23 protein-coding genes are annotated in these 26102 nt (G+C 61.9%); 12 read left to right on the forward strand and 11 right to left on the reverse strand.

The features are described from left to right. The first annotated feature begins 65 nt into the window (after positions 1-65). Entirely contained in the window at positions 66-287 is a 222-nt protein-coding gene (locus B5M07_RS19490; protein ID WP_132444230.1) for a hypothetical protein, read from the forward strand. Positions 288-299: 12 nt separating this feature from the next. Here B5M07_RS19490 and B5M07_RS14155 read toward each other — a convergent pair whose 3' ends face one another. Further along, positions 300-905 (reverse strand): LuxR family transcriptional regulator, encoded by a 606-nt coding sequence (locus tag B5M07_RS14155; RefSeq protein WP_120351785.1) that lies wholly within the window; start codon positions 903-905, stop codon positions 300-302. 111 nt (positions 906-1016) lie between these two features. Between B5M07_RS14155 and B5M07_RS19495 the strand changes: the two genes are divergently transcribed. From B5M07_RS19495 to B5M07_RS14165, 3 genes are all read left to right on the forward strand, one after another. Continuing rightward, complete coding sequence (locus tag B5M07_RS19495; protein ID WP_162931873.1) at positions 1017-1154, forward strand: hypothetical protein; 138 nt, start codon at positions 1017-1019, stop codon at positions 1152-1154. Beyond that, positions 1151-2014 (forward strand): alpha/beta fold hydrolase, encoded by an 864-nt coding sequence (locus B5M07_RS14160; RefSeq protein WP_120351786.1) that lies wholly within the window; start codon positions 1151-1153, stop codon positions 2012-2014. Before B5M07_RS19495 ends, B5M07_RS14160 begins: the two co-directional genes overlap by 4 nt. Before the next feature lie 162 nt (positions 2015-2176). Beyond that, entirely contained in the window at positions 2177-4249 is a 2073-nt protein-coding gene (locus B5M07_RS14165; protein WP_162931874.1) for a sensor histidine kinase, read from the forward strand. Between the two features lie 60 nt (positions 4250-4309). Here the strand turns inward: B5M07_RS14165 and B5M07_RS14170 are convergent, their stop codons facing one another. Beyond that, on the reverse strand, positions 4310-5164 hold the full coding sequence (locus tag B5M07_RS14170) for a fumarylacetoacetate hydrolase family protein (protein ID WP_067622831.1): 855 nt from the start codon (positions 5162-5164) through the stop codon (positions 4310-4312). A gap of 293 nt (positions 5165-5457) precedes the next feature. On the opposite strand from B5M07_RS14170, the gene B5M07_RS14175 reads away from it, so the two are divergent. Continuing rightward, complete coding sequence (locus B5M07_RS14175) at positions 5458-7047, forward strand: ATP-binding protein (RefSeq protein WP_120351788.1); 1590 nt, start codon at positions 5458-5460, stop codon at positions 7045-7047. A 484-nt stretch (positions 7048-7531) separates the two neighbouring features. Here B5M07_RS14175 and B5M07_RS14180 read toward each other — a convergent pair whose 3' ends face one another. After that, entirely contained in the window at positions 7532-8419 is an 888-nt protein-coding gene (locus B5M07_RS14180) for a LysR substrate-binding domain-containing protein (protein WP_120351789.1), read from the reverse strand. 118 nt (positions 8420-8537) lie between these two features. Between B5M07_RS14180 and B5M07_RS14185 the strand changes: the two genes are divergently transcribed. The 4 genes from B5M07_RS14185 to htpX all read left to right on the forward strand — a co-directional run bounded on the left by B5M07_RS14185 (position 8538) and on the right by htpX (position 10829). Continuing rightward, the gene (locus B5M07_RS14185) at positions 8538-9242 is read left to right on the forward strand and encodes an SDR family oxidoreductase (protein ID WP_120351790.1); all 705 of its coding nucleotides are present in this window, start codon (positions 8538-8540) and stop codon (positions 9240-9242) included. Next, on the forward strand, positions 9232-9480 hold the full coding sequence (locus B5M07_RS14190) for a DUF6552 family protein (RefSeq protein ID WP_067622820.1): 249 nt from the start codon (positions 9232-9234) through the stop codon (positions 9478-9480). Before B5M07_RS14185 ends, B5M07_RS14190 begins: the two co-directional genes overlap by 11 nt. A gap of 106 nt (positions 9481-9586) precedes the next feature. Next, positions 9587-9826 (forward strand): hypothetical protein, encoded by a 240-nt coding sequence (locus B5M07_RS14195; protein WP_120351791.1) that lies wholly within the window; start codon positions 9587-9589, stop codon positions 9824-9826. Between the two features lie 79 nt (positions 9827-9905). Then, complete coding sequence (htpX, locus tag B5M07_RS14200; RefSeq protein ID WP_120351792.1) at positions 9906-10829, forward strand: zinc metalloprotease HtpX; 924 nt, start codon at positions 9906-9908, stop codon at positions 10827-10829. 7 nt (positions 10830-10836) lie between these two features. Here htpX and B5M07_RS14205 read toward each other — a convergent pair whose 3' ends face one another. The 8 genes from B5M07_RS14205 to B5M07_RS14240 form a co-directional block, all read right to left on the reverse strand. Continuing rightward, a complete protein-coding gene (locus tag B5M07_RS14205; RefSeq protein ID WP_120351793.1) occupies positions 10837-11880 on the reverse strand; it encodes a siderophore-interacting protein in 1044 nt (347 codons plus the stop codon). A 60-nt stretch (positions 11881-11940) separates the two neighbouring features. Beyond that, positions 11941-14037, reverse strand: coding sequence for a TonB-dependent siderophore receptor (locus B5M07_RS14210; protein ID WP_120351794.1), 2097 nt, complete (start codon positions 14035-14037; stop codon positions 11941-11943). A 97-nt stretch (positions 14038-14134) separates the two neighbouring features. Further along, positions 14135-14959 (reverse strand): ABC transporter ATP-binding protein, encoded by an 825-nt coding sequence (locus B5M07_RS14215; protein WP_120351795.1) that lies wholly within the window; start codon positions 14957-14959, stop codon positions 14135-14137. After that, positions 14956-15987: a FecCD family ABC transporter permease gene (locus B5M07_RS14220; RefSeq protein WP_120351796.1), complete on the reverse strand. Its 1032-nt coding sequence runs from the start codon at positions 15985-15987 to the stop codon at positions 14956-14958. Before B5M07_RS14220 ends, B5M07_RS14215 begins: the two co-directional genes overlap by 4 nt. Continuing rightward, positions 15984-16985 (reverse strand): FecCD family ABC transporter permease, encoded by a 1002-nt coding sequence (locus tag B5M07_RS14225; protein ID WP_120351797.1) that lies wholly within the window; start codon positions 16983-16985, stop codon positions 15984-15986. Before B5M07_RS14225 ends, B5M07_RS14220 begins: the two co-directional genes overlap by 4 nt. After that, on the reverse strand, positions 16985-17953 hold the full coding sequence (locus tag B5M07_RS14230; RefSeq protein ID WP_120351798.1) for an iron-siderophore ABC transporter substrate-binding protein: 969 nt from the start codon (positions 17951-17953) through the stop codon (positions 16985-16987). Before B5M07_RS14230 ends, B5M07_RS14225 begins: the two co-directional genes overlap by 1 nt. 534 nt (positions 17954-18487) lie before the next feature. After that, a complete protein-coding gene (locus tag B5M07_RS14235) occupies positions 18488-21025 on the reverse strand; it encodes an ATP-binding protein (protein WP_240791580.1) in 2538 nt (845 codons plus the stop codon). A gap of 78 nt (positions 21026-21103) precedes the next feature. Further along, positions 21104-21586 carry a molybdopterin-dependent oxidoreductase gene (locus tag B5M07_RS14240; RefSeq protein ID WP_120351800.1) on the reverse strand — a complete coding sequence of 161 codons (483 nt, stop codon included), beginning with the start codon at positions 21584-21586 and terminating at the stop codon, positions 21104-21106. 251 nt (positions 21587-21837) lie between these two features. Between B5M07_RS14240 and B5M07_RS14245 the strand changes: the two genes are divergently transcribed. The 3 genes from B5M07_RS14245 to B5M07_RS14255 all read left to right on the forward strand — a co-directional run bounded on the left by B5M07_RS14245 (position 21838) and on the right by B5M07_RS14255 (position 26084). After that, positions 21838-22458, forward strand: coding sequence for a response regulator transcription factor (locus tag B5M07_RS14245; RefSeq protein WP_120351801.1), 621 nt, complete (start codon positions 21838-21840; stop codon positions 22456-22458). A gap of 419 nt (positions 22459-22877) precedes the next feature. Next, complete coding sequence (locus B5M07_RS14250; protein ID WP_120351802.1) at positions 22878-23390, forward strand: hypothetical protein; 513 nt, start codon at positions 22878-22880, stop codon at positions 23388-23390. A 60-nt stretch (positions 23391-23450) separates the two neighbouring features. Next, positions 23451-26084, forward strand: coding sequence for a beta strand repeat-containing protein (locus tag B5M07_RS14255; RefSeq protein WP_120351803.1), 2634 nt, complete (start codon positions 23451-23453; stop codon positions 26082-26084). Positions 26085-26102: the final 18 nt, after the last annotated feature.

Below are 26102 nucleotides of genomic sequence, written 5' to 3' on the forward strand. Positions count from 1 at the left end.
CTCGGTACTCTGTGCCCCACCACGGAATTGGCCGTGAGATTTAAGCTCAATATTCGGATTAGCCAGTGACAAATAGTGAAACCCCAGACTCGCATCCCTTTGAGGGAACGACGAAACAGAGCAAGGCGCCAACCAAAGCCGATCTGATGGAGATCCGCAGCCTCTACGCTCAGGCCGACGCAATGGCCGAGGCTGCCGAGAAACCCGACGATGAGGATCAGCCCCACGCGGCGGCCCCGCCCCCGGCGCAGTCAAAACTGCCCGACAGGCAGAGTGATGCGGGCTGAGCGCCGGGCGCGTCACTTAGAACTGTTGGACACCACATGATCGCTGTCGATGCCGCCCAGCGAATGAAACAGGCCAGAGGTATTGCTGACGCCGAATTTCTTGAGCAGTTTCGCGCGGTACACTTCGACCGTCCGGTGCGAAATATCGAGGTTGAGCGCAATTTGCTTGCTGGTCAGCCCCTCTGCCAGATGGCTCAGGATCTCGCGCTCGCGCCGGGTAAGCGGCAGGTAGGGCCGCTCGGCGGAGAGGTCGGCAAAGCTCCAGACCGCGCGGTCGAGCGGGCGTTCGGGCGTGAAGGAATGGCCCCGCACACGGCACCAAAACAGGCTGCCATCGCGCCGCGCCATGATGCGTTCGTCCCAATAGGTGTTGGTCTTGCGCAACTGGTCCACGCCACGGTCGCGGATGTTTACGAACTCTTCATCCGAGGGGTAGAGAATGGCGAAAAGCTGGTCGCGCAGGTCGGCGCGCGGATAGCCGAACATCTGCGCAAAGGCATTGTTGCAATCGCGGATGCAGCGGTTCTCGGTCACCACCAGCCCGATGGGCGCATGCACAAAGGCAAGCTCTGCAAAGCGCCCCGTCTCGAAGCAATCATCGGTACGTATTTCCACCATCTTGCTCCGTTTATTTCTTTTTCGGATGCTGAAAACTTAAGCTAGTCGACGGGGGGAGACGGCGCAACATGGCGCTGGCCCGTTTAGGGAGGATACCATGAAGACACGCAGATGGATCGCCGCCGTTCCATGACCAAGCTGGCCCCGGTCGCACAGGTGCGGAGACCGCCGCTGTCGCAATTCACCGACGGCGCGGATGGCAGCACCAACCGCGCGCTGAACCTGATACAGAAAGGCGCGCGCGGATGACCTCCCCCCGTTTCCATTTCATCCCCGTCATGGGACACGAAATCCATGTCACTGAATGGGGCGAGCGCAAGAACCCTGCCTTGATGATGCTGCACGGTCTCGCCCGCACCGGGCGCGACTTTGACGAGGTGGCCGCGACCTTGTCGCAAAATTTCCACGTGCTCTGCCCCGATATGATCGGGCGGGGCCGGTCAAGTTGGGCGGCCAGCCCTGAGGCGGAGTATTCGGTCGAACATTATGCGCGCATCGCGACAGGGGTGTTGGATCACTTCCAGATTGACCGCGCCGCGTGGTTTGGCACCTCTTTGGGCGGCATGATCGGGATGCACATGGCTTCGGGCCCCGAGACCGCGCGGGTCAGCGCATTGGTGGTGAACGACATCAGCCCCGAACTACCCGCGACGGCGGTGAACCGGATCCTCTCCTATGTGGGCAGCCTGCCAGACTTTGGCAGCTTTGCCGAAGGTGAAGCGTGGCTGCGCCAGACCTATGCCCCCTTCGGCCCGGCGGCCGATGCCTATTGGCAGCGCATGGCGCGGTCTTCGCTGCGCCGCCGGGGGGACGGACGGCTGACCCTGCATTATGACCCGCGCATCACCGTGCAGTTCACCGCCTCAGCCCATGAGCTTTCCACTTGGGACCGTTGGGACCGGACCACCACGCCCACGCATCTTTTGCGCGGCGCCCGGTCGGACCTGTTGCTGCCCGAGGCTGCAGAGCGCATGACCCAAAGCGGCTCGCGGCCCGGGATGAGTGAATTCCCCGACTGCGGCCACGCGCCCAATATGTCCAACCCTCAGGATATCGCCCTTTTGCACCGCGTTTTGGTTGAATTGCTGGGGCGATCGCCCCAAGGATAAAAGGCGTCACTTGCAAATTTGACGCTGTTGCCCAGCATTTGTCTGCATCCGGGTATTTTCCTTGCGTCAACAAAGCCCCCTGCAGTCTAATACCCCAAGGGCGTATTCGGCACTAAGAAGGCCGGAGGGCGGAGGACAGAGACCGATTTGGGCAAAGCCGGCATGGAAAAAATGAGAAATGCGCTGTCTCAGCGTGCGAAACGGATTATCGTTCTGGTCGTGTTGTGCGGCGTTGTCCTGGGCTTTGGCCACCGGATCGAGACCCTGTCTTATCAGACCTACATGCAGAATCTGGAGCTTGATACCACCTTAGAGCTGATCGAAGTCCGCGAACAAATCCGCGCGGATATCTTTGACCAGATCCTGAAGCTGCGTGAGTTGGCCACGGTCATCAGTGAGAACCCCACAATCACCCAGTCCGAATTCAGCGCCCGCGCGGCCGAGTTCATGGCCGAGAACCCGGATGTGATTAACCTCGCCGTGGCCCCCGACCTCGTCGTGACAATCGTCCACCCCTATGAGGCCAATCGCGGCGTGCTGGGGCTGGACTACCGCCAAAACGCGGCGCAACTGCCCAAGGTCGAAGAGGCCCTGCGGACCGGCGAAGGGTTGGTGACCGGCCCGGTTGATCTGGTGCAAGGCGGGCGCGGGCTGATCCTGCGGCATCCGATCTTTGATTCAACCAGCACCGCCGCCGCCCCGAACGAACCTTGGGGCATCCTCTCCATGGTTGTGGATTACGACGCGCTCGTCACGCAGCTGCGCATCCCCGAACTGACCGAAAAATACGATCTGGCCATCCGCGAGCTGACCCCCGAGGGAGAGATCGAACAGACGATCATCGGCGACCCCGAGATGACTTTGATCGACCCCATCGAGCTCGACTTCAACTTTGCTTTCGGCGCTTGGCAATTGGCCGCCACTGTCAAAGGCGGCTGGCCAGAGCATCGTCCCGACTTCTGGCTGAACTGGATTTTGCGTCTGCAAGGCGCCCTAGGGGTCACCATTTTTGCCTGGTATATCATCGGCTTGGCCGAGAACCGCAAACTCGCCGAAGAACGTCTGCGCACGGGCGTCGAGGCTTTGGACCATGGTTTTGTCATGTATGACGCAAAGGGCATCTTGGTGCTTTGCAATGAAAAATACCGCGAAATCCACAACTATAGCGAGGTGGTGAAGCCCGGATCATCCTATGAAAAGATTGTCCGTGACAGCATCCGCCGTGGGATCGTGCCCGATGCCATCGGCAAGGAAGAAGAGTGGATTCGCGTCTGGTTGGAAAAACGAGAGAACGGCGCTTTTGAAACCGAACAGCGCATGCCCGATGGCCGCATCATCCGCACCTCGGACCGGCGGATGGAAGACGGCAGCGTCGTGGGTTTGCGGATTGACGTGACCGATCTGAAAAAGGCGCTGCTGACCGCCGAAGACGCGAACAAGGCCAAGACCGACTTCATGGGCGTGCTGAGCCATGAGTTGCGCACGCCGCTGACGGTCATCTTGGGCCATGTCCGCCTTGCGCGGCATTTCGACCGCACCCCGGCAGCGCGCGATCTTCGTACCGCTATTGAGGCGGACCCCAAGACCCGTGAAACACTGGCGCCCAAACTGTCCGCCACGATGGGCAAACTGGGCGATATCATGCAAACGGTGGAGCGTTCGGGCAATCACCTGCTGACCCTGATCAACGAGGTGCTCGATTTTGCCAAGATCGACGCTGGCAGCCTTTCGATCGCGATGGAACCAGTGCAGATCGACGATATCGTCACCCCTACCGCCGATCAGCTACGCCCGATGATCGAAGACAAGGGGCTGGAGCTAAACGTGAAATCGGCAACCGGCGTGATGCTGGCGGATGGCAAACGCATCCAGCAGGTGTTGATCAACCTGCTAAGCAACGCGACGAAATTCTCGGATCAAGGCACCATTTCGCTGACCTGCCGCATCCGCGGGGAAGTGGTTGAATTCCGCGTGACGGATTCGGGCATCGGCATCCCGGAGAACGAGTTGGAGCGCGTCTTCGAGCCCTTCCATCAGGTTGATTCCACCGCCACCCGCCGCTTTGGCGGCACCGGGCTGGGCCTTGCGATTTCACGCGATATCGCCACGGCCCATGGCGGCAGCCTTGTCGCCACCAGCATCATGGGCAAGGGCAGCAGCTTTTTGCTGACCCTGCCCCTGCGTCCCGCCATCGCTGTCGCCGCCGCCGAAGCGCGCGAGGCCGAGGTCGCCTAGACACCCGATCCTGTCACCCGCCATCGCCCTCGCCGGTGGCACCCGTGGCGGCTGGCCCCTTCAACGCACGGGCAGCCGCTCCACCACCTGCTCTTGCTCGCCCAACCCTTGGACGCTTAGCCGAACCCGGTCGCCGGGGCTAAGGTAGCGTGGCGGTTTGAACCCCATGCCCACGCCCGGTGGGGTGCCCGTGCAGATCAGATCGCCGGGCTCTAGCTGGATGAATTCGGACATGTAGGAAACGATCGTCGCCACATCAAAAACCATCTTCTCGGTCGTGCCGTTTTGCAGCCGTTCTCCGTTGATCTCGGCCCAGAGCGACAGTTTGCCGGGATCGCCCACCTCATCGCCCGTCACCAAAACCGGCCCTGTGGGGCAAAAGTTGGGAAAGCTCTTCCCCTTGACCCATTGCCCGCCCCGTTCGGCCTGCCAAGCGCGTTCCGACACGTCATTGACGACGCAATAGCCCAGCACATGGTCCAGCGCTTGATCACGGCTGACGTTCAACGCGGTATGGCCGATCACCACGCCCAACTCGACCTCCCAGTCAAGTTTGCTCATCTCTTTGGAGTAAAGGAGCGGATCATTCGGCCCGCAATAGGTGCGGCTGGCCTTGGTGAACAGGATCGGCTCGGTCGGCACGTCCATGCCCGATTCCGCCGCATGGTCGGAATAGTTCAACCCCACGCCCCAGATGTTGCGCGGCTGGCTGACCGGTGCAGCGATACGCTGGCCTTGGGTCTCGACCAGCGGCAGACTTTCCAGATCGACGCCATCCAACATCTTGCGCAATGTCGGAATGGTTTCGGGCGTGAAGTCTGGCACAAGGCTGCTGACATCCCGCGCCTGCCCTGCAGCATCCAGCACCACCGGCGTTTTTGCCCCGTCACGCGCCCCGTATCGCATCAATCGCATGGTCAACTCTCCCCTTTGGCGACCCTCGTTGGCGGTACCATAGCCATAGAAACGGCGATGACCACCGCTTTGCAAAGGTCACCGGTTTCTGCCCTCCTGAGGCAGGACTTGCCGCGCTTAGCCGCCCTCTCCCGTCCGATAATCCACAATTATCTGCATTACCGGGGTGAAAAGCCCCATTCTTGCCCCAATTCACCCGCTGCGGCATTGGCAGCAGAGCGTAAGGGGGATACCTTGGGTCAAACATCTGCCTTCTCGCCAAGTCAGGTGCAAAGACCACGACAGAGGCAATAATGAACGACTTTTACAACGCTTTGGCGGATTTCGATGATCCGCTGCGGCAACTCTATATGCTTGCTGTCGAGCCTGATCTTTCCGTCGAAGACAAAATCGCCAAGCTCTTGCAACTGGGCACAGAGGCGCTTGGTCTTGAACTCGGCATCGTCTCTCGCGTGGATCATCCGGTTTACGAATGTGTCTATGTCCACGGCCCTGACTGGGCGCCTGCCCCCGGCAGCACCTTTGACATCAATGGCACCTATTGCCTGCACACGCTTGCCAATGCCGATGTGACCTCTTTCCACCACGCCGGTCAGCAAGAGATTTCGACCCATCCGTGTTATAAGAATTTCGGTCTGGAAAGCTATATCGGGGCGCCGCTGAAAACCGGGGACACGCTGTTTGGGACGTTGAACTTTTCCGGCACCGCCCCGCGCCCGGCCCCGTTCAGCAAGGCGCAGAGCCAATTCGTCCAATTCCTCGCCCGGTGGCTGAGCAGCGAGCTGTCCCTGCAATCCGAACGCCGTGCGCTGCGCGAACAGCGCGGGCTGCTCAAGGCAATGGTGGATGCCGTGCCCGAGGCCATTATCATGGCCGACCCCAACCGCCGCGTGGCGCTGGTGAACCCGGCGGTCGAAACCCTGTTCGGCTATGCCCCCGACGCGCTTTTGGGGCGGCAGACGGCCGTTCTCTATGAGACCCTTGGCAGCTATGAGCGCATAGGCGAAGAGCTGTCAAATGCCAGCACGGCCAGCACGCAGGGCGCGTTTTCCGTTGCCTGCCGCCGCGCCGATGGCTCGACCTTCGAAGGCCAAGTCGCCACTGCCAAGGTCGAGACCGATCGCGGCGAACATCTGGGCTATCTTGGGGTGGTGCGCGATGTCAGCGAACAGCGCGAATTTGAGCGCGCCAAGGACCAGCTTATCGCCACGGTGAGCCACGAGATGAAAACACCGCTGACCGCGCTTACCGGGGCGCTGCGCTTGCTTGAGGTCAGCCCCGGCGACCTGCCGCCGCAAAAGCGCAAGCTGCTGGAACTTGCGCTGCGAAACGCGCGGGCAATCGATCAGATGGTGGGGGATATTCTGGATGTGGAAACCCTGCGCAGACCGGATCAATCCGGCTTTTCTGAGCGCCCCTTGGCGCCATTGTTGGCCCAAGCCTCAGAGACCTTGGTCGCCTACGCCAAAGAGCGCGGTGTCGGTTTGGAAATGACCCCATCCGAGGCCCCCGCCCCGCTTTTGCGGCTGCACGAGGGGCGGCTCATGCGGCTGTTGTCAAACCTGTTGTCCAACGCGATCAAAGCCTCTGACGAAGGGGGCACGGTCCAGCTTGGCCTGTCGGAGGATGGCACCGGGTTTTGGGTCAAGGACCACGGCAGCGGCCTGCCGTTGGAGCTGCAACCGGTCCTGTTCGACCGGTTTTCCCGCGGGTCCAGCTACCGCGTCGAAGAAGGGCATGGGCTGGGCATGAGCATCGTCAAAGCCATCGTGGATCAGCACCTCGGCGAAATCCGTTTTGAAACAGCCGAGGGTGAGGGCACGACCTTTTTCGTGGATTTCCCCACTCTCAAAGGGCGGCCCGATGCGGTGGCCGCCTCCTGACGGCACATCGTAGGATCCCCAAACGCTAGACCAAGAGAGCCCGGAGCGCGTACCCCGTGCGGTCGGTCCCCGCGGGGGTGCTGACCACCGCCGCCAGTTGCGCCACCACATCGGCAGCCTCGATATGATCGGGCAAATCCATCATAAGACCGCCCCGCGCGGGTCCGGATCAGTCGGGCTGGCAAGGCCAGCGCCACATCCTCATCCCAATGGGCGATGATATTTTCCGCCTCTACCCAATGACCGGATCGGCAAAGTGTTAAACGTGAAACCAAAAGGTTTCGACAGACCGCTGAGCAGAAAGTGCAACGAGGGAAGGCCGTCTTCGGTGTGGGGTTGGCGCAATCAGCTGACCGAAGATGACATCGCCCCTTCACCCGCGCGGTCGAGCAATCCGAGCGCACATTGGACGCGGAGGAGAGCGAAAGCACTATGTTTTGGCAAGGGAGGACAGCTTCCTACGCCTGAAGGCCCGCGCGCCGGGCTAACCTGCCTCGCGTTTTGCCACCGTGCAAAGCCAATCGCGCACGATGATCGCAGCACTTGAAACCCCTTGGCGCGGAGAAAGCAGATAGAAATCCTGCCCGACCTCCATCACATGAGGCACCGGGCACACCAACCGCCCCGCCTCAAGATCGCGCTGGACCAAAAAGCGGCTCGCCAGCGCCACCCCCTGCCCGGCGAGAGCGGCATCCAGACTAAGCGTTGTTTGGTTAAACCGAAGCCGCCGCGCTGGTTTTACAACGCTATCAAACGCCTCTTGCGCAAAACGCGGCCAAAGATCATGCGTGTCGTGGAGCAGGGTCAGTCGCGCCAGACCCACCGCATCCAGTGGCGTGCCGTCAGCCGTCAAACTGGGCGAACAAACCGCCACAACCTCCTGCGCGAACAGCAGATCAGCCCGCAGACTGGCACCGAAAGGCGGACGCGCCTGACGCACGGCAAGGTCGATCCCATCCGCATGAAAGCTCGCCACCCGCTCCGTCGCCGTGATGCGCAAGTCGATGCCGGGATGGGCTTCGGTGAAGTCTGACAAGCGGGGGATCAGCCATTTCGACGCAAAAGTCGGTGTCACGCTGACCGTCACCCGCGCGGGCGCGCTGCGCAGGGCATCCGTCGCCTCGCTCAACTGCTCAAAAGCCCGCGATACAGAGGCATGATAGGCCCGCCCTTCGTCGGTAAAGGCAAGGCCGCGTGGTTCGCGTAGAAACAGGCGCAGCCCCAGATGATCCTCCAGCCCGCGCACCTGCTGGGCGACCGCCCCTTGGGTGACGCCCAATTCATCCGCAGCGGCGCGGAAGTTCATATGACGCCCCGCCGCGGCAAAAGCGCGAAGTCCGTTCAGGGGCGGCAGTGGAAAGTCTGTGGGCACGATAGAATTCCTACAGTCATACGACAATGCATCTGGCTGGCCAGCACAGCGTACTGCGCCTAATTAAAAAACCATAACACCGCAGCGCAATCGCTGCACAGCATATGGAGTATATCCGATGACAACAGAAAAAGTAGCCCTGATCACCGCAGGCGGCAGCGGCATGGGCGCGGGGGCGGCCCGCAAACTGGCCGCTGATGGCTTTAAGGTCGGCGTGCTCTCATCCTCCGGCAAGGGAGAGGCGCTTGGCGCCGAATTGGGCGGCTTTGGCATCACCGGCTCGAACCAATCGCAAGAGGCGCTGGCGCAGTTGGTGGATGGCGCGATGGACCGCTGGGGCCGCGTTGATGTGCTGGTGAACTCCGCCGGACATGGGCCGAAAGGCGACATCCTAGAGATGACTGACGAAGACTGGCACGGCGGGTTGGATGTCTATCTGATGAACGTGATCCGCCCCACCCGTCTGGTGACACGGATCATGGCGGCGCAGGGCGGCGGCGCGATCATCAATATCTCGACATTTGCCACCTTTGAGCCGGACCCGCTTTTCCCCACCTCAGGCGTCTTCCGGGCCGGGCTCGCGGGTTTCACCAAGCTCTATGCAGATCAATACGCGGGCCAAAACATCCGCATGAACAACGTCCTCCCCGGCTTTATCGACAGCCTGCCCGAGACCGAAGACCGCCGCGCGCGCATCCCCATGGGGCGCTATGGAACCGAGGCTGAAGTCTCTTCGCTGATCGGCTGGCTCGCCTCCGAAGGCGGCGCCTATGTCACCGGGCAGAACTGGCGCATCGACGGGGGGCTGACCCGTGGCGTCTGAGGCGATCGCGCGCGCGGCTCCTGCGCAGCTGGCGTTCTGGGTCAAATGGGTGGCTTCGGTGATCCAGATTCTTGGCTATGCCGCCACCGGCTTTGGCTGGACGCCTTGGAACCTCTACCTCTTTGTGGTGGGGGTTCTGGGCTGGCTGATCGTCGGGGTGCTTTGGAATGATCGGGCGATAACGCTGGTCCATCTCGTTGCCATGGCCGCGATGCTGGCGGGGATGGCGAGCCAGTAGCGGGTAGGCAATCCACGGGTTTTGATCCGGGCCGCCTTATGGAACGCCCTTGCGGATTGCCCACACCCTCGGAATAGTGCGGAGGAGCGTGCAATCTGAGGCGGCTATGACTGAAATACCAAAACACCCCATGCGCCGCCTGCTGACAAGCCTCGCCATCTGGTTTTTGGTGGTGACCTTCGTGGTGCTGATTTATGCCAAAGGAGACGACCCCATGCCGCTGAGCGTCCTCAGCCGTCTTGGGATTGCCGCCGCCATCGTTGCCTTTGTGAACATTCCGCTGATCCGCAGGATCGGCCATATCTACCTGCACACGACACCCGATGAGGATGATCTCGACGACTAGCCGCTCTGCCGCGGCCTGCCTTGCACCCTGCGAAAATCGACCCATATTTCCTATCAAAGGACAACCGCGAGAGACCAAGATGGGCTATGTAAAGACAGCGATGCTGATGGCGGCGATGACCGCGCTTTTCATGGGGGTCGGCTACCTGATCGGCGGATCGGGCGGTGCGCTGATCGCACTTGTGGTGGCGGCGGGGATGAACGCCTTTACGTGGTGGAACTCCGACCGCATGGTGCTCAAGATGCACAACGCGCAGCCGGTTTCCCCCAATGACCGCACCGGGCTTTATGCCCTCACAGCCGAGCTTGCGCGGAACGCGGGCCTGCCCGAACCGAAGGTCTATCTGATCGACACGCCGCAACCCAACGCCTTTGCCACCGGGCGCAACCCGGCCAATGCTGCCGTGGCAGTGACGAAAGGGCTGATGCAAAGCCTCAGCCGCGAGGAACTGGCGGGCGTCATCGCGCATGAACTGGCCCATATCCGCAACCATGATACCGCGATCATGACCGTGACGGCCACCTTCGCGGGTGCAATTTCGATGCTGGCGAACTTCGCCCTATTTTTCGGCGGCGCGCGTGAACGGATGGGGATGATCGGCACGCTGATGATGATGTTTCTTGCCCCCATGGCCGCAGCGCTGGTGCAGATGGCGATCAGCAGAACGCGGGAATATGCCGCAGACAAGGCCGGGGCCGAGATCTGCGGCCACCCGCTCTGGCTGGCCTCAGCGCTTGAGAAAATCGCGATGGGCGCCGCGCGGATCGACAATCACGCCGCCGAGCGGAACCCGGCCACGGCGCATATGTTCATCATCAACCCGCTGCACGCGCATAAACATGACAGCCTCTTTGCCACACACCCGGCGACGGAAAACCGCATCGCAGCCCTGCGCGCGATGACGCCCACGGCGGCCCCGGTGCGGACCGAGAGCGCCCGCCCCACCACCAGCAGCCGTATCCCCAAGGCCGGCAGACGTGGTGACGCGGGGCCGTGGCGCTAAGCCGCGCTCAGCCCCGCCGCCAGTAAGCCGTGCAAATCTGGCGTGTCTTATCCATGCCGAGGGTGGTTTTGAAATGCCCCCGCAACTGCTGGGCGTTCCGGAACTCTCCGGCGAAAAAGGCATAGCCCAAACCGTCATCCGTCAGCGCCTGCGCATGGCCTAGCACCTCGGCCTCGAACGCGGCGGGCGGCAGCGCATGGACGCGCAGCTTGGTCTTGGGCAGGTAGTCGCGATAGGACACGCCACGCGGCAGGGCCGCCACCACATCGCCCACCGCATCCTCTGGCAGGCGCGCTAAAAGCTGCGCCACAGCGGGCAGCCCCGTGCCATCTGCGGCCAGAAAATAGGAGGAGGCTTCGGGCAAGGCGCTGATGCCCACCGGCCCCATTGCCCCGATCCGTTGCCCGGCATGGGCGTTCTGCGCCCATTGCGAAATCAAGCCCGATCCATGGCGCACCACGTCGATATCGACCTCTTCGCGCGCGGCGCGGATATTCTTGAGCGTGACATAGCGCGCGTGCAACTCATCCGCGCCCTTTGGCCAGACCGGCGCACCGTTGGCGCCCATCACGGGCCACACGGGTGCGCGGCTGGGATCGCGCGGCAGGATCAACCGCAGATGCAGCCCCTGCGCGGCGAGTTCGGCAATATCCGGGTAATGCAGGGTGACGCGCTGCATCCCCTCGAACAGGATTTCGCTGTTCAACACAGTCAGCAGGCGAAAGTTCTGCGGCGTGGCACCGGCCTCTTGCGAGATGCCCTGCCAGCGGATGCGATCGGCCAGCGCGAGATCAAACTCCGCCACGTGATGCACCATGCCCTCTTTCGAGAATTGCAAGGCGTTTTCGCCGGGCGCTTGAAGGCTGACTTCCAGCCCCCGCGCGCAGAGATCGAACTCCACCCGGTAGTCGTCTTGCTCAAACACATGACCGGTCGCCCCTTTGGCGCGAAACGCCATGCCGTGGTCATCAACAAGATGCGACAGGATCTGCGAGAGCATCTCCTCCGGCGCGTCCATCGGGATGGTGGTCTTGGCTTTGGCGATGGTCATCTGGGGCTCCTCCCGGTCAAAGAAAAGCGCGGCACACGAGGGTGGTGCCGCGCTTTAGGCTCACCAGCTATGGGCCAGCTTCACGGTGACTTCACGGCCGGGGCTGTAGAAGTCAGCGTAGAAACCGCCGTAGGAGGTGTGCTTTTCGTCGAACAGGTTGGTGACATTGGCCGACAGGGTGGTCTGCTCGGACAGGTCATAGCTTACGGCCGCATCCACCACGACAAAGCTGCCCGTCTCGCCTGTCGCGTTGCTGTCGCTGTAGTAATAGCCGCTGTTGAACCGCGCGCCCAACCCGACCGTCAGATCACCACGGCCAAGGTTTTCCCATGTCCGGCTGGCCCAGATCGAGGCGACATTTTCAGGCACCAGACCGGGGCGGTTGCCGACGTTGCCGGAGGTGCCGTTCTCTTTGATCTCGGCATCCAGATAGCTGTAGGCGGCGGTGAGGGTATAGGCGCCCATCTCGGCTTTGGCTTCCAGATCGATGCCGCGGACACCGATTTCACCGATGGTTTCCGGCTGGTTGGTCGCCGGGTTGGTGCGGGTGATGTTGCTTTTCGACAGGTCATAGACCGAGGCCGTCAGCAGCGCATTGGTGCCCATGGGCTGCCATTTCGTGCCCAGCTCAAACTGCTCGCCCTCTTCCGGCTCGACGCCAAAGCCTGCGGGCACGACCGACTGCGCGTAGTTCCCAAAGACCGAAACGTTCGGCTTGATCTTATAGGTCAGACCCACGCGGCCTGTCGTCTCGCTGATGTCGTTGGTCTGCACCGTACCGGCAAGGTTGTTGGTTTCGGTCACGTCGATCCAGTCGTGACGCAGCCCGAAGGAGGCGATGAAACGTTCGTTCCAGTTCAGCTCTTGCTGAAGGTAGAGCGCCTTGCCTTCCGTCTCTGTGTCGAGATCGGCAAAAATCGGAACGCTGGTGGGACGGCCTGTGTAGCTTGGGTTGTCGCGGTCAACCGACGGCGCCGCGCCATAAAAGCGCTGATCGGTCTCGTCGGACCACGAGAATTCGACCCCCGCCGTGGTGGTGCTGGCCGCACTGCCAAGGAAACCCTCATAGGTCAGATGCAGGTCGGAGATCATGTTCTCGCTCGTGCCGTCGCTGGCAAAGTACGCGCGGTCCACCATGCTGTCATTCGGGGTATAGTCGCTGACATAGGCATAGCCGAAGTCATCCGCGCTGTCGCTGTAGCGCAGGGTGCCGCCAAAGCTCAGCCCGTTGCCAAAGTCATGCGCGCCCAGAACGGAAACGGTGGTCCGTTCGGTGCCGCGGTAGTTATAGGCAGGCTCACCGTAGAACACGTCGCTGCGGTCAAAATCGCCGCCCGCCGGGAAACCACCGCTGCCGGGCACAGAATCGCGGTCAAGGTGATCGACGATCATGGTCAGCTCAGACGCATCGGAGGGACGCCATGTCAGGCCACCCATCGCAAAGAACTCGTCATTCTCGGAATAGGGGTACTCAAGCTCGCCGTTGCGCAGCAGGCCGGTGAAACGGTAGCTGAGCGTGCCTTCTTCATCCAGCGTGTCGCCGAAATCCACACCGGTTTCCAAGCTGCCGTAGGAGTCCACCGAGGTGTAAACACTGCCAAACCGCTCGTCGCGCGGGCGTTTGGTGACATAGTTGACCGAGCCGCCGGGGTCGGACAGGCCAAAGGTCGAAGACGATGCGCCCCGGATGACTTCCACACGCTCAAAGGCAAAGGGCTCTTCGCGGATGGCCCCAAAGTTCGGGCCTAATGTCAGCCCATCGCGGTAGGTATAGGCCTCGAACCCGCGCAGAATGAAATAGTCGAACCGGTCGTCCGCGCCATAGCTGTCGGTGCTGGCGCCGGCGGTGTAGTTCAACACCTGCTCCACACTATCCGCACCGCGCGCCTCGATCTCGCGGCTGGTGATGACAGAGACGCTGGCCGGGATATCAATGATCTCTCCCGACAGCTTGCCGCCGCTGCTGAGTTCGCTGGCGACCACGGTTTCGGCATCCGCCGCGCCTGAGGTTTGCGCGCTGGTCTCTAGGATCACGTCGTCCAACTGGTAGGTCGCTTGCGCGGAGACTGCGCCGGGCACCAGCGCCGTACAGCACAAAAGCGCCGTCTTGAGAGAGCCGCGCCCTAGTTGCAGGGGAATGAATTTAAAAGAGGGCATGGCGGTCTCCGTAATAACCTAGTGAATCAGTCGGGATTTCCTTACCCCTATGATACGGAGGGCGCCAGAGTCAATCTGACTAATTTAGTAAGTTATTTTAAGCTGCGACTTCTTTTCGTGATTGCCCGATTTTATGGCGCCCGATCGGCACCATGCAGGGGGTCTGCGAAACGGGGTCGCTGACAATACGGCACGACAGGCCGAAGACGGCTTTCACCAGGTCCTCTGTCAGGACCTCAGCGGGCGGCCCCTCGGCGCGGATGCCGCCATCGCCCACGGCGATCAGGTGGTCGGCATAGCGCGCGGCGAGGTTGAGATCATGCAGCACCATGACGATCGTCGTGCCCTGCGCGGTGTTGAGATCGACAAGCAGGTCCAGCACTTCTACTTGATGCGCGACGTCCAAAAAGGTTGTTGGCTCATCCAGCAACAACAGGTCGGTCTCTTGCGCCAAGGCCATGGCGATCCACACCCGCTGGCGCTGACCACCCGACAAGGTATCAAGATCGCGCTCGGCCAGTTCTTCGGTCCCGGTCGCGGCGAGCGCGCGGGCCACGGCGCGGTCGTCCTCTGCCGACCAGCGCGAGAACAGCCCCTGATGCGGATGCCGCCCGCGCCCGACAAGGTCGGCCACGGCGATCCCCTCGGGCGCGATGGGCGATTGCGGCAACAACCCCATGACCTGCGCCAGCTTGCGCGATTTCATCTGATGCACCGACTGTCCATCGAGCAGAACCGCGCCGGATTTTGGCTGCAAAATCCGCGCCAGCGTCCGCAACAGGGTCGACTTCCCCGAGGCATTGCCGCCCACGATGGCGGTGATCTTGCCCGCAGGCAGGGAGAGAGAGACGTCCTCCAAAATCACGCGCTTTTCATAGCCCGCGCCCAGATTGCGCGTTTCAAGACGGTGGTCGTGGGTCATAGCGTGCCCCCATTTCTATTGGCGCGAACGATAAGATACAAAAGGAAGGGCGCGCCGACCGCCCCGGTGACGACGCCAACAGGCAAGCGCGCGGGCAAAAGGAACTGCCCCACGAAGTCACCCGCGATGACCAGCACTGCACCCACCAGACCGGCCGCCAGAAGCAATCCGCGGGACCCCGGCAAGAGCCGCGCCGCAATGGGCCCCGCGAGGAAGGCGACAAAGGCAATCGGCCCGGTCGCAGCCGTCGCGATGGCCACAAGGCCGACGGCGGCCAGTGTCACCCGCAGCCGCGTGGCATCGGCCCGCACGCCAAGGGCTTCGGCGGTGTCATCGCCAAGGCGCAGCACCTCCAAATCGCGGGCGGTAACGGCCAGCAGCCCTCCGAACACCAACAGCGCCCCGGCCACGGGCAGGGCTTGGACAAGCTGCATACCATTGAGGCTGCCGGTCAGCCAACGCATCGCCTCGGCCCGGTCCCATGCGGGCGCTTCGAGCAAGACATAGGCTGTCACACTATCGAGCATGGCCGAGACGCCGATGCCAATCAGGATCAGCCGCGCCCCCGCAGCGCCGCGGCGCGAGGACAGCGCCCAGATCAGCGCCGCGACCCCAAGCCCCGCCGCCACCGCGACGAGCGACACCAACCACCCATCGAGGGCCAGAATAACGATGGCAAAGACCGCCGCCGCCCCCGCACTGGCGCTGATGCCGATGATGTCGGGGCTGGCCAGCGAATTGCGCAGCATGATCTGAAACGCCACCCCGCCCAAGCCAAAGCTGGCCCCGGCGAGCAGCCCCATGACCGCACGCGGCAAGCGCAACTCGGTCACCACGAAAGCGGCATTCGCCTCCGGCGCACCGGTCAGCGCGGCCCAGACATCGCCCGGCGGCACGCAGCCCCGTCCGCAGCTGAGCGTCAGCAGCACCAAGCCCAGCACAAGCGCCGCCAGAAACCCCAGCACCTGAAGGCGGCCCGCCGCCACGGGGCGGGTGCTGCGCGGGGCGGTGAAGGTCACATCGCTCATAGCCCACGCATCCTGTGATTGCGCACCGTCCAGATAAAGAAGGGCGCGCCGACAAAGGCGGTGACGATGCCCACGTCCAACTCATTCGGGCGCGCGATGACCCGGCCCAGCACGTCCGACAGCCCCAGCATGGAGGCCCCCGCCAAGACCGAGAGCGGCAACACCAGCTTGTAATCAACACCCGCGATCATCCGGCACAGATGCGGCACCACCAGCCCGACAAAGCCAATCGGCCCGCAAAGCGCCGTCGCCGTGCCGCAGAGGATCACAGCCCCCGCCGCCGCCATGACCCGGCCCAAGGCGACGCTCTGACCAAGGCCGGTGGCAAGCTCTTCGCCCAAGGCCAATGCGTTGAGCACCCGGGCCGAGGCGAGGCTTAGCGCAAACCCGACCAGCGCGAAGGGCAAGGCGGGCAAGAGCGTCTCAAAGCTCGCGCCGCCGATGCCGCCCACCTGCCAAGATTGCACAGAGCCCGCGATGTCATTGCGCGGCAGGACCACCGCGATGATAAAGGCCGACACCGCCACAGAGGTCGCCGTGCCAGCAAGGGTCAGCTTCAGCGGGGTCGCCCCGCCCTGCCCGGCGGAGCCGATCAGATAGACGAAAACCGCCGTCACCCCGGCCCCGGCGATGCCGAGCCACAGAAAGCTCTGCGCGCCGCTGATGTCGAACCAAGCGATGCCCACCACGACGAAAAGCGCCGCGCCCGCATTCACGCCCAGAATACCCGGATCGGCCAGTGGGTTGCGGCTGATGCCCTGCATCACCGCCCCCGCAAGGCCAAGCGCGCCCCCCGCGAGAATGGCCAGCGCCGTGCGCGGCATCCGCACCGCGACCGCCGCAGCGCCGATGGTCTCAATCCGGCCGGTCATGCCCGCCCAGGTCTCGGCCCAAGGCACTGAACGCGCGCCCACGGTCAGCGACAGGCCGGTTATCAGCAGCAGCAGGCCCAGCAAAAGCGCGAGACCAGCCAGCCGCTGGGGGCGCTGCACCTGCATTATTCCCCGCGCGTGGCGGCCGCGCTCAGCCGTGCAAGATAATCGTCGAGCACATTGTCGATCGACAGCGGCGTCGGGTTCGCGGCGGTGCCCATCGGATCATTCGCCAGTAGCACGACCGAGCCACGGGAAACGGCGGGGAAACGCGCGATCAGCGGGTTCTTGGCCAGTTCGTCCAACCGCGCCTGATCGCCATAGGTGACCACGACATCCACGTCTTCGAACAGATCGATCCGCTCTGCGCTGACCCGGCCCGAGTATTTCCCGGCCTCGCTGGCCTCGCGCACCGCTTGGGGCGTTGCCATGCCGATGTCGGTCAGGAACTGCACCCGCTGGTCGGCGGCGGCGTAGAAACCGATGGTGCTGAGGTCGCGCGGATCGAGGTGAGTGACGAACATCCCGGTTTTGCCAGCCAGTTCGGGATATTCTTCGCGGGCGGTGGCGATACGCTCTTCGATCTCGGCGACCATCGCGTCACCTTCTTCGGCCATGCCAAGGCCCGCCGCGTTCTGGCGGATCATCTCGCGCCATGTCGTCGTCCATGCGGCTTCGGGATAGGCGATGACCGGCGCAATGCGGCTCAGCGTTTCATAATCCGACTGCGACAGACCGGAATAGGCGGCAAGGATCACATCGGGCTGGGTGCTGGCCACGGCTTCGAAATCAATGCCATCGCCCTCGTCAAAGAGCGTGGGCACCTCTGCGTCCAATTCATCAAGCTTTTCGATCACCCAAGGCAGCAGCCCATCGCCATCGTCGTCCCCCCATGAGGCGCGGGCAAAACCGACGGGTACGATGCCGAGCGCCAAGGGCACCTCGTGATTGGCCCAGCCGACAGACGCCACCCGTTCGGGCCGCTCTTCGATGATGGTTTCGCCAAAGGCGTGTTCAACGGTGACGGGAAAGTCCTGCGCCGAGGCGGCAGTCGCGCCAAAGGCCAAGCAAATGAATGACAATGTTCTGAGCACTGCGGCCCCCTTAATCCGATTCTTTTAGTAAACTATTGTCTGTTATGCCCCAGTGGGCGGGGATGCAACAGGGCAGTTCATCGGATCGTGGGGTTGGGCCGTGCCAAAGCGAAGGTGCGCGCGGTCGGCCCAGATGCCGCTGCGACAAGCGTGATAAACGCACAGATAGGTGAAACAGCCCCGCCAGACCGCCCGTATGCGCCCCCGGTCTTCCCCGAGGGGAGGGACAGGAAAACCGGTGGGGCGCATCGCTGCAAGTCTATCGAGGAGCCACTCCCTGGGGTAGGGGAACGGGCAGCAGCTCCCGAGAAGGCCCGCGTCGTGAAGCATATTCTCAGGCGAAACGGTCGAAATGAACCGGTTGCCAGCTTGGGACGCGGTCATTGTTCTGGTCAACGACGCCTTCGTGCAGACCCGTCTATCGGCGGGTATGTCTAACTATAGGTCGCGCTTTGCATCGCTGCATCTGGGCGGGGGTATAAACGGGCTAGTCTTAAGGATAGGTTGCCGCCCCCCCCGGTCAGACACGCCCCGTTACAGACCGACCTGCGCCTTCATTGCTGCCAGGGTCGCGTCCCAAGTTTCGGGCAAAGCCTTTGACAGCCCGCGCGCTTCGCCGTCTTTGCCGGTCTTGCAGGCGGTCTCGATCTCCTTGAGCAGGCCGTGCAGCCGGTCCGCCCCAAGCATGCCGCACATCCCGGCCATGGCATGGGCCTGCGCCTGCAAATCGGGCAGGCCATCGGCGGCCATCAATGCGGGCAGGTCATCCGCGCCCTTTTGGCCAAGCTTTTCCATCCGCTCCCGCAGCTTCTCCACGCCCAATAGGTCGATCAGGTCCGCGATCTGTTGTTCGTTCAACAATGGCCGTTTCGCGGATTTCGCCTGCACCGATGTCTGCGCGCTGGCCAAACGCTCTGGCAGGGCCTGTTCCGGCATCACCTCACGCCCCGAAAGCTCGCGCAGCTTTGCACGCAGCACTTTCATATCCAGCGGCTTTTGCAAAAACCCCGACATCCCGACCGCGCTGAACTCCGCCCGTTCTTTCGGCAAGGCGTGGGCGGTCACGGCGATGATCGGCGTCTCCCGATTGGGGCCATCGCCGGAGAGAATCGCCTTGGTCGCCTGAATGCCATTCACCTCGGGCATGGAGATATCCATGAGGATCGCATCGAAGGGCGCGTCTTCGGCAAGCTCGATCGCCGCGCGCCCACCGGTGGCAAGGGTGACATCATGGCCGATTTTCTCCAGCATTGCCATGATCAGTTCGCAGTTGATCTCATTGTCGTCCACCAGCAGCAGGTTGAGCCGCTTTGCTGGCAGCATCTCGACGCGTTTTTTCTGTGGGTCGGGGGCGGCGTCGCAGTCGATCTCTGCCAGATCAGCAAGTTTCACCGGCAAGCGCAGCGTGAAACATGCCCCCTCTCCCACGGTCGAGTCGCACGTAATCTCGCCACCCAAACGTTTGACCAAACGACGCACGATCCCAAGCCCCAAACCGGTGCCCCCAGTGCGCCGCTCATAGCGGCTGTCGAGCGAGACGAAGTCTTCGAAGATACGGTCGATATCCCCCGCCGGAATGCCGGGTCCGTCATCCTCGACCTGAAGGTGGAACTCCTCCCCCTCTGAGCCAGATTCGGCGAACCACCCGCGCAATGTCACATCACCGCCGGGGCTAAACTTGATCGCGTTGCTCAGAAGGTTGACCAAAATCTGCTGGATCGCCCGTGGGTCCGTCACGATGGCCTTGTCGTCCAACTGCGTCAAATCTAGGTGCAGCCGCGTGCCCCCGGCCTCGGCCAGAGGGTCCATCGTGTTGATGATTCCCGCCATCAGCACCGTCATGTCACAGGTCTGACGCACCTGTTCATAGGTGCCCGCCTCGCTGCGCTCGATGGCCAGCACGTCGTTGATATGGCCCAACAAAATCTCACCCGAGGTCATCCCCGCATCGAGATAGCGCTTTTGCTCATCGTCGAGCCGGTCATCTTGCAGCAGTTGCAAAGCCGAGATCACACCATTGAGGGGCGTGCGCATCTCGTGGCTCATCATGGCGAAGAAGCGCGACTTTTCCTGATAGGCAACAAGGGCTTCGTCACGCGCGGCAATAATCTCGGCCTCGCGGAGGCGTTTTTCGGTGATATCCCGGATATAAGCGATGAACAGCGCCCCCTGCCCCATGGGCGATTGCGACACGGACATCTCGACCGGGAAAATGCGCCCGGTTTGGTCGATCATTTCAAACTCGCGGCGGCCCTTATCGGCGACCTCCGTCTCTCCAGTCTGGCGGAATTTCTCAAGCCGTTCGCGGTGCACGCTGCGGTCGGCGGGCGGGATCAACAGGCTGATATAGTCCCTGCCCTTTGCGGCCTCATGGGTGATTCCGAATATCTCTTCGGCGGAGCCGTTGAAATCTTCGATCTCGCCGTGGTCGTTGATAACGACGATGGCGTCGAGCGATGCTTGAAGGGTGGTGGCAAGGCGCAGGTGGTTTTCTTCAACCAATTGCGAGGTGCGGTTCAACCGGCTGGCCTGCCGCGACAGGCGGTAGACCGCGCCGACCAAGGCAAGGGTGACGATCAACACGATCGCCGCCATCACTTCGATCAGTCGCACGATCTCATGGCGTTCATTCTGGGACATCTCGTTGGCGATGGCGATAGAGGTCAAGGCAATCTCACGCGGGACATCCTCGACGCTGCGCAGCATCGTATCGATATCATCCAGCGCTGCGGCCAGTTCGACGTCAGTGCCATCAATCGCCGGTAAGAACCCATCCAGCAGGATGCGCAGTTCGCGAATCTTGGGTTTGGCCTTTGCGTTATTGCGCATCCGTTCGGCCAGCAAAACGCGGCTGTAGAAGATGTCGAACCGCTTGCGGAACTCTTTCAGCGCCTCGGGCGTGGCGGATTTCGCCTGCGCCAATGCGCGGTCAGTCTTGAGGAACTCGATCTCAATCTGGGTAAAAACCCATTCGGCGTGGTCTTGTTGCGCACTGTCGAGCGCCTGAATGCGATCCCAGACGTTATAGGCCAGATAGGCGGCGATGCTCATCCCCGCCACGAGGATAAGCATCAATACCTGTCGGCTTCTGGCGCGCGCGGGTCGGAATTTTCCTGCGTCGTTCATCCAAGCCCTCTGCGCCATTGTCAGTTACTCGACACTAATGCGGTCAAGCTGCCAGATCGACCGGCTGTAGACCAGTTCAGTCTGGTAGGCGATGTCACTGTCGTAAGGGTAGACGACCCAGAGTGGCCCCTTGTCCCGGCGCGACATTTCCTCGCCATTGGTGTAGTAGGCGATGATCGGGCCGCCTTCGACGGCGTCGGACATCGGGATTTCCACAGCATAGTCATTGATGGCCGTCGCGGTGATCGTGCCGTCTTCGACGTTCAACGTGTCGAACAGATCCTTGAGGGAAACGCCTTCGAACTCCTGCGAGCCATCGGTCCAGATGGTTGTCGTTTCAAAGCTTGAGATCGGCATCGACTGCAGGTCAGACAGGGTAAAGTTATGGGTTTCACCGGCCAGCGTCACGTTGAGCACGGCCTCTTCGTCTTGGGCGGCAACCGCCGAAGCAAGGCCCATTGTGAGCGCGGCTGCGGTGATGGTCATGCTAAGATTCTGAAAAATCATGTCTTGGTTCCTTATCTGGTGTTATGACCTGACCATACCCTGACCTAATGAGAGGCGCGAATGCGCAGAAGCGCATCCCCCCTATACCAAAGGATAGGCGCGCCTGCCCCGGAGCGCCCCGCCCTGCCATACCAAAGGATAGCGGCGCATGCCTTTGCGTCCTTTGTTCCTTGGGCTTTCATCTTTCTTTTCAAACGGGCACACTCTACCCATTAGAGAACGCCGGCCATTTGGGCTTCAGGAGATCTATTATGTCTTTGCGTATTTTAATTGCCGATGATCACGACATGGTTCGAGAGACCATTGCCATGTTCCTTGATGCCGATGGGGCGACCGTCACCGAAGCGGCATGTGATCTGGCCGGTGCCTTGGACAAGATCAAGTCCGAGCCGCCCTACGATCTGGTTCTGCTCGATCATACGATGCCCGGTATGAAGGGGTTGCAGGGCCTGCAAACCGTGCTTGGTATCAACGAGGGCCGCCCCGTCGGGCTGATTTCTGGCACCGCCACCCGGCTGATCGCCGAACAGGCGTTGGAAATGGGGGCAATCGGCTTTTTGCCCAAGACCCTGCCCGCCAAGTCACTGGTCAACGCGGTCCGCTTTATGGCCGCCGGGGAGACCTATGCCCCGGTCACCTTCATGTCGGGCAAAGACAATCCCGAAGAGACGGATTTCGAGAAAGCCTTGTCAGAGCGTGAGCGCCAAGTGCTGCGCGGATTGATGAGCGCGCAGTCGAATAAAGAGATCGCGCGCGACCTCGATCTGCAAGAAGTGACGATTAAACTGCACGTGAAAACACTTTGCCGAAAACTGGACGCAAAGAATCGTACGGATGCAGCGATCATTGCGCGCGACGCGGGCTTCGTTTGAGGCCCGTTTTCGCCGCCTGAAACGCCCCGGCCCGGACCCTGCGCGGCCCCCCGTAGCGCGCCCAATTTGCCCTCTGGCTTGTAAACCATAATCGCCCGCCCCGCGCGGGCGTTTTTGCGTTTAGCCTATGGCGTTTTGCACCGGATCAAAGATTCGGAAACTGCACTTTTCCCTGCAAAATTAACCATCTATCCGCCCCGCCCCCAGCGCCATCCCCGCGCCAAATGATAGGCCGGGGCGCGACCCGATAGGGGCGCCTATCCTTTCGACTAACCGTCTGACCAGAGGCTCAGCGAGTTAACCCTTCGCTCAGATGATATCGGTATTCGATTCCCCGAAGATGAGAACAGGACAACGCAATGAGCGTGTCCGTTCATTGCAACTGCCGGCTCTTCACCGGCCCACAAGGGAACTACTAGATGCGTATCCATATCTCCCAATCATCCAAGACACTCATTGCGAGTACGGCCTTGTCCCTCGCGGGTTTCGCGGCTGCCGCCGACGCGCTCACGAGCGAATTCTCCTTCCGCGTGGTGGAAACCAATGCCGAGGGCGAAGAAGTCCTCGTTGAGCGTGAAACGATCCGCCCGGGCGAGGTGATCTCTTATGAGCTGCGCCACCAGAACACGACCGAAGGCGCGATGGAGGGGCTCGTCATCGCCGCCCCGGTTCCTGATGGCGTCTCTCTCGCCCTTGGGGCCGAAGTGACCTCTGTCGCCGCGGTCTTTGAAGTCCAGGCCGAGATGGACCCAGAGCAGGAAGGGCTGGAATGGTCGACCGTTCCCGCCACCCGCAAGGTCGTCGATGCCAATGGCAACATGACCGAAGAGCCTCTTCCCGAAGAAGCCGTCGCCGCCGTGCGCTGGACCCTCTCGGAACCGCTCGAAGCAGGCGCCTCCGCCTTCAACAGCTACCGCGTGCGCCTGAACTAATTCCGGCGCCTCTCTCTCCACTCTCTCTCTCCAACTACTATAGAACTAGGGAATATTAACGTGAAAAACCATACAACCTTCCTGCGCTCCGTGAGCGCTGTTGCTCTGACCGCCGTGATCGGCACTGTCGCTTTCGCGGCACCCGAAGCGGGCTCGGTCATCGGCAACCAAGCCGTCGCGACCTATACCAACGCGGCGGGCGACACGATCACGGTAACCTCCAACACCGTTGAGACGATCGTTCAGCAAGTTGCCGGCGTGACATTGACCTCCGACAACTCCGAGACGATCGCCCCCGGCGGCAAGGCCTTCCTGCCGCACATCATTACCAACGATGGTAACGGCCCGGATGCCTTCGCTCTTACCGCGGTGGAAACCGACACCGGCACGCTTGATACGTCGCAACTGGTCTTCTACCCCGACGCCAATATGGACGGCGTGGCCGATAGCGCCACACCGCTGACCGAGACTCCGACCCTTGCCCCGGGTGAGCAGTTCGGCATCGTGATCGAAGCCTCCGTCGCCTCCACGGCGACCGGCTCTGACACGATCACCGTGACGGCGGCCTCGACCCTCGACGGCACCGTGCTGAGCACCAACACGGACACGCTGACAATCTCCAACGACGCGATTGTCGAGTTGGTCAAATCGATGACAGCAGACCCCTCAGGCGGCGCCAATCCAAACATCATCGACGCGGGCGACGTAGTGACCATCACGCTGACCTACTCCAGCACCGGTCTCGCTGCCGCCAACAACTACTCTGTGCAGGACGTGCTCGATGGCCGCCTGGCCTACGTTCCCGGCTCGGCCCGCTGGTCTGACTCTGCTACACCGCTGGACGATGACAACGGTTCCACCGTCGTGGACACCACAAACGGCTCCGGCGAGACAATCGCTTGGGACTATGATGACGGCCAAAACGTCAACTTCCTGATCTCCTCTGTCGGCTCTGGCCGCTCGGGTGAGGTGACCTTCCGTGCCGTGATCGCGGATACCGCCAATGCGGGCATCATCACCAACGTGGCGACCCAAGACGTTGACGGCACAGCCTTCCCGCCGTCGAACACCGCCTCTGTCACCGTGGACAACCAATATGCAGTGGCGATTGCCGATACGGCAATCAACTCCAACGGCACCGCCAATGCGGCAATCGCCTCGGGCACCGACGATGACGCCGCGAGCAACGATGTCGTCACGGAAACCGGCGATGTCTACCAAGGCGGCGTGATCCGTCAGGAATTTGTGCTGACCAACCTCTCCAACAGCCCGGACAGCCTGCAGCTCGATGTGGCCAATGTGGACTTCCCGAACGGTACCACCTTCCGCTTTGTCGGCGCTGATGGTGTCACACCGGTGGTAAGCTCTGTTGGTCCGCTGGCCATCGGGGAAAGCGCCAAAGTGACGTTGATTGCCACATTGCCATCAGACGTCACACCAACCGCGACCACCAACTACACCGCGACAATCACCACCACGTCGGACAGCTCGGGCGTCTCTGACGTATCGACCGCTGAATTCTCAGGCGCGGTGCTGGCAGCTTCGGTTGACCTTGAAAACGCCGTGGTCGGTTCCGAAGGTGATGGCGCGGCCCCGACAAACGGTGGCAACCCATGGATCACCGAAACGGCGGACCCCGGTGAACCTGTCGTCTTTGACATGCTGGTCGAAAACAACGGCCCGACCTCGGACAGCTTCAACCTGTCGCTGGATCAGGCCCTGCCCGCAGGCTGGACGGTTGAGTTCCAACTGCCAGACGGGTCGATCGTGTCGAACACAGGCACCATCCCGGCAGGTGATTCGCAGGCCATCCGTGCGGTGATCACCCCGGCCGATGACGCCCTGCCCGGCGATACCTTGGTCGACATCGCGGTCGTCTCTTCCGTCTCGGGACAGGGTGACCGTATCGTCAACCAAGTCACGGTCAACGAAATCTACGACGTGAAGATCATCGACAACCAAAGCGCGCAGGCTTCGCCGGGTGGTATCGTGGACATCCTCCACACCATCTCGAACGAAGGGAACGTGGCCATCACCGAGGCGTCGATCACCGAATCCGGTCTGACCAACTTCTCCGGCGCGATCTTCTGGGACCAGAACGGCAATGGCGTGATCGATCCATCCGAGCCGGTGATCGACAACTTCGATGACCTGACCGACGGTGTTTCGCCGGGTGTCAACGGGCTTGCTCCGGGCGACAGCATCTCGCTGATCTACCGTGTGCAGACGCCATCGACAGCCACCCAAGGTGTCTCCGAAGTCGGCACGATCTCGATCAACAACACGTTGAACGGCACCGGGACCGATATCGACCAGACCAACAACGCCGTCGAAGACCGCGTGGTCATCATCTCGGGCGATGTCACACTGAGCAAGTATCAGTATATCGACGCGGGCTGCGATGGCACCGTGGGCACCTTCACCAAGACCCGTCTTGATGTCGAGCCCGGCCAGTGCATCCGCTACATGGTCGAAGCCGAGAACACGGGCGCCTCTGCGGCGGACAACGTGATCATCTCGGACGCCGCACCGGCCTATACCGCGGTCACAAACTGTGGCGGTGCCTGCCCAGAGAGCCTGTTCCCGGGCACCAGCACGGCCACCGTCACCTCGACCAACGTATCGAGCACACATGGCACGATCCTTCCCGGCGGCTTTGCCCGGGTAGAGTTCACCGTGCGGGTCGACGACTAACCGACCTCTCCGGTGCCC

The sequence above is a fragment of the Sulfitobacter sp. D7 genome, from assembly GCF_003611275.1.
GTDB classification, from domain to species: domain Bacteria; phylum Pseudomonadota; class Alphaproteobacteria; order Rhodobacterales; family Rhodobacteraceae; genus Sulfitobacter; species Sulfitobacter profundi.

Excerpts from the sequence above, each read along its gene's own strand:
- B5M07_RS14165 (WP_162931874.1), top strand. The coding sequence starts at position 2,177 with ATGGAAAAAATGAGAAATGCGCTGTCTCAGCGTGCGAAACGGATTATC.
- B5M07_RS14210 (WP_120351794.1), bottom strand. The coding sequence starts at position 14,037 with ATGCCCTCTTTTAAATTCATTCCCCTGCAACTAGGGCGCGGCTCTCTC.
- B5M07_RS14215 (WP_120351795.1), bottom strand. The coding sequence starts at position 14,959 with ATGACCCACGACCACCGTCTTGAAACGCGCAATCTGGGCGCGGGCTAT.
- B5M07_RS14250 (WP_120351802.1), top strand. The coding sequence starts at position 22,878 with ATGCGTATCCATATCTCCCAATCATCCAAGACACTCATTGCGAGTACG.
- htpX (WP_120351792.1), top strand. The coding sequence starts at position 9,906 with ATGGGCTATGTAAAGACAGCGATGCTGATGGCGGCGATGACCGCGCTT.
- B5M07_RS14220 (WP_120351796.1), bottom strand. The coding sequence starts at position 15,987 with ATGAGCGATGTGACCTTCACCGCCCCGCGCAGCACCCGCCCCGTGGCG.
- B5M07_RS14205 (WP_120351793.1), bottom strand. The coding sequence starts at position 11,880 with ATGACCATCGCCAAAGCCAAGACCACCATCCCGATGGACGCGCCGGAG.
- B5M07_RS14245 (WP_120351801.1), top strand. The coding sequence starts at position 21,838 with ATGTCTTTGCGTATTTTAATTGCCGATGATCACGACATGGTTCGAGAG.
- B5M07_RS14225 (WP_120351797.1), bottom strand. The coding sequence starts at position 16,985 with ATGCAGGTGCAGCGCCCCCAGCGGCTGGCTGGTCTCGCGCTTTTGCTG.
- B5M07_RS14235 (WP_240791580.1), bottom strand. The coding sequence starts at position 21,025 with ATGCTTATCCTCGTGGCGGGGATGAGCATCGCCGCCTATCTGGCCTAT.
- B5M07_RS14240 (WP_120351800.1), bottom strand. The coding sequence starts at position 21,586 with ATGATTTTTCAGAATCTTAGCATGACCATCACCGCAGCCGCGCTCACA.
- B5M07_RS19495 (WP_162931873.1), top strand. The coding sequence starts at position 1,017 with ATGGATCGCCGCCGTTCCATGACCAAGCTGGCCCCGGTCGCACAGGTG.
- B5M07_RS14155 (WP_120351785.1), bottom strand. The coding sequence starts at position 905 with ATGGTGGAAATACGTACCGATGATTGCTTCGAGACGGGGCGCTTTGCA.
- B5M07_RS14170 (WP_067622831.1), bottom strand. The coding sequence starts at position 5,164 with ATGCGATTGATGCGATACGGGGCGCGTGACGGGGCAAAAACGCCGGTG.
- B5M07_RS14195 (WP_120351791.1), top strand. The coding sequence starts at position 9,587 with ATGACTGAAATACCAAAACACCCCATGCGCCGCCTGCTGACAAGCCTC.
- B5M07_RS14185 (WP_120351790.1), top strand. The coding sequence starts at position 8,538 with ATGACAACAGAAAAAGTAGCCCTGATCACCGCAGGCGGCAGCGGCATG.
- B5M07_RS14175 (WP_120351788.1), top strand. The coding sequence starts at position 5,458 with ATGAACGACTTTTACAACGCTTTGGCGGATTTCGATGATCCGCTGCGG.
- B5M07_RS14160 (WP_120351786.1), top strand. The coding sequence starts at position 1,151 with ATGACCTCCCCCCGTTTCCATTTCATCCCCGTCATGGGACACGAAATC.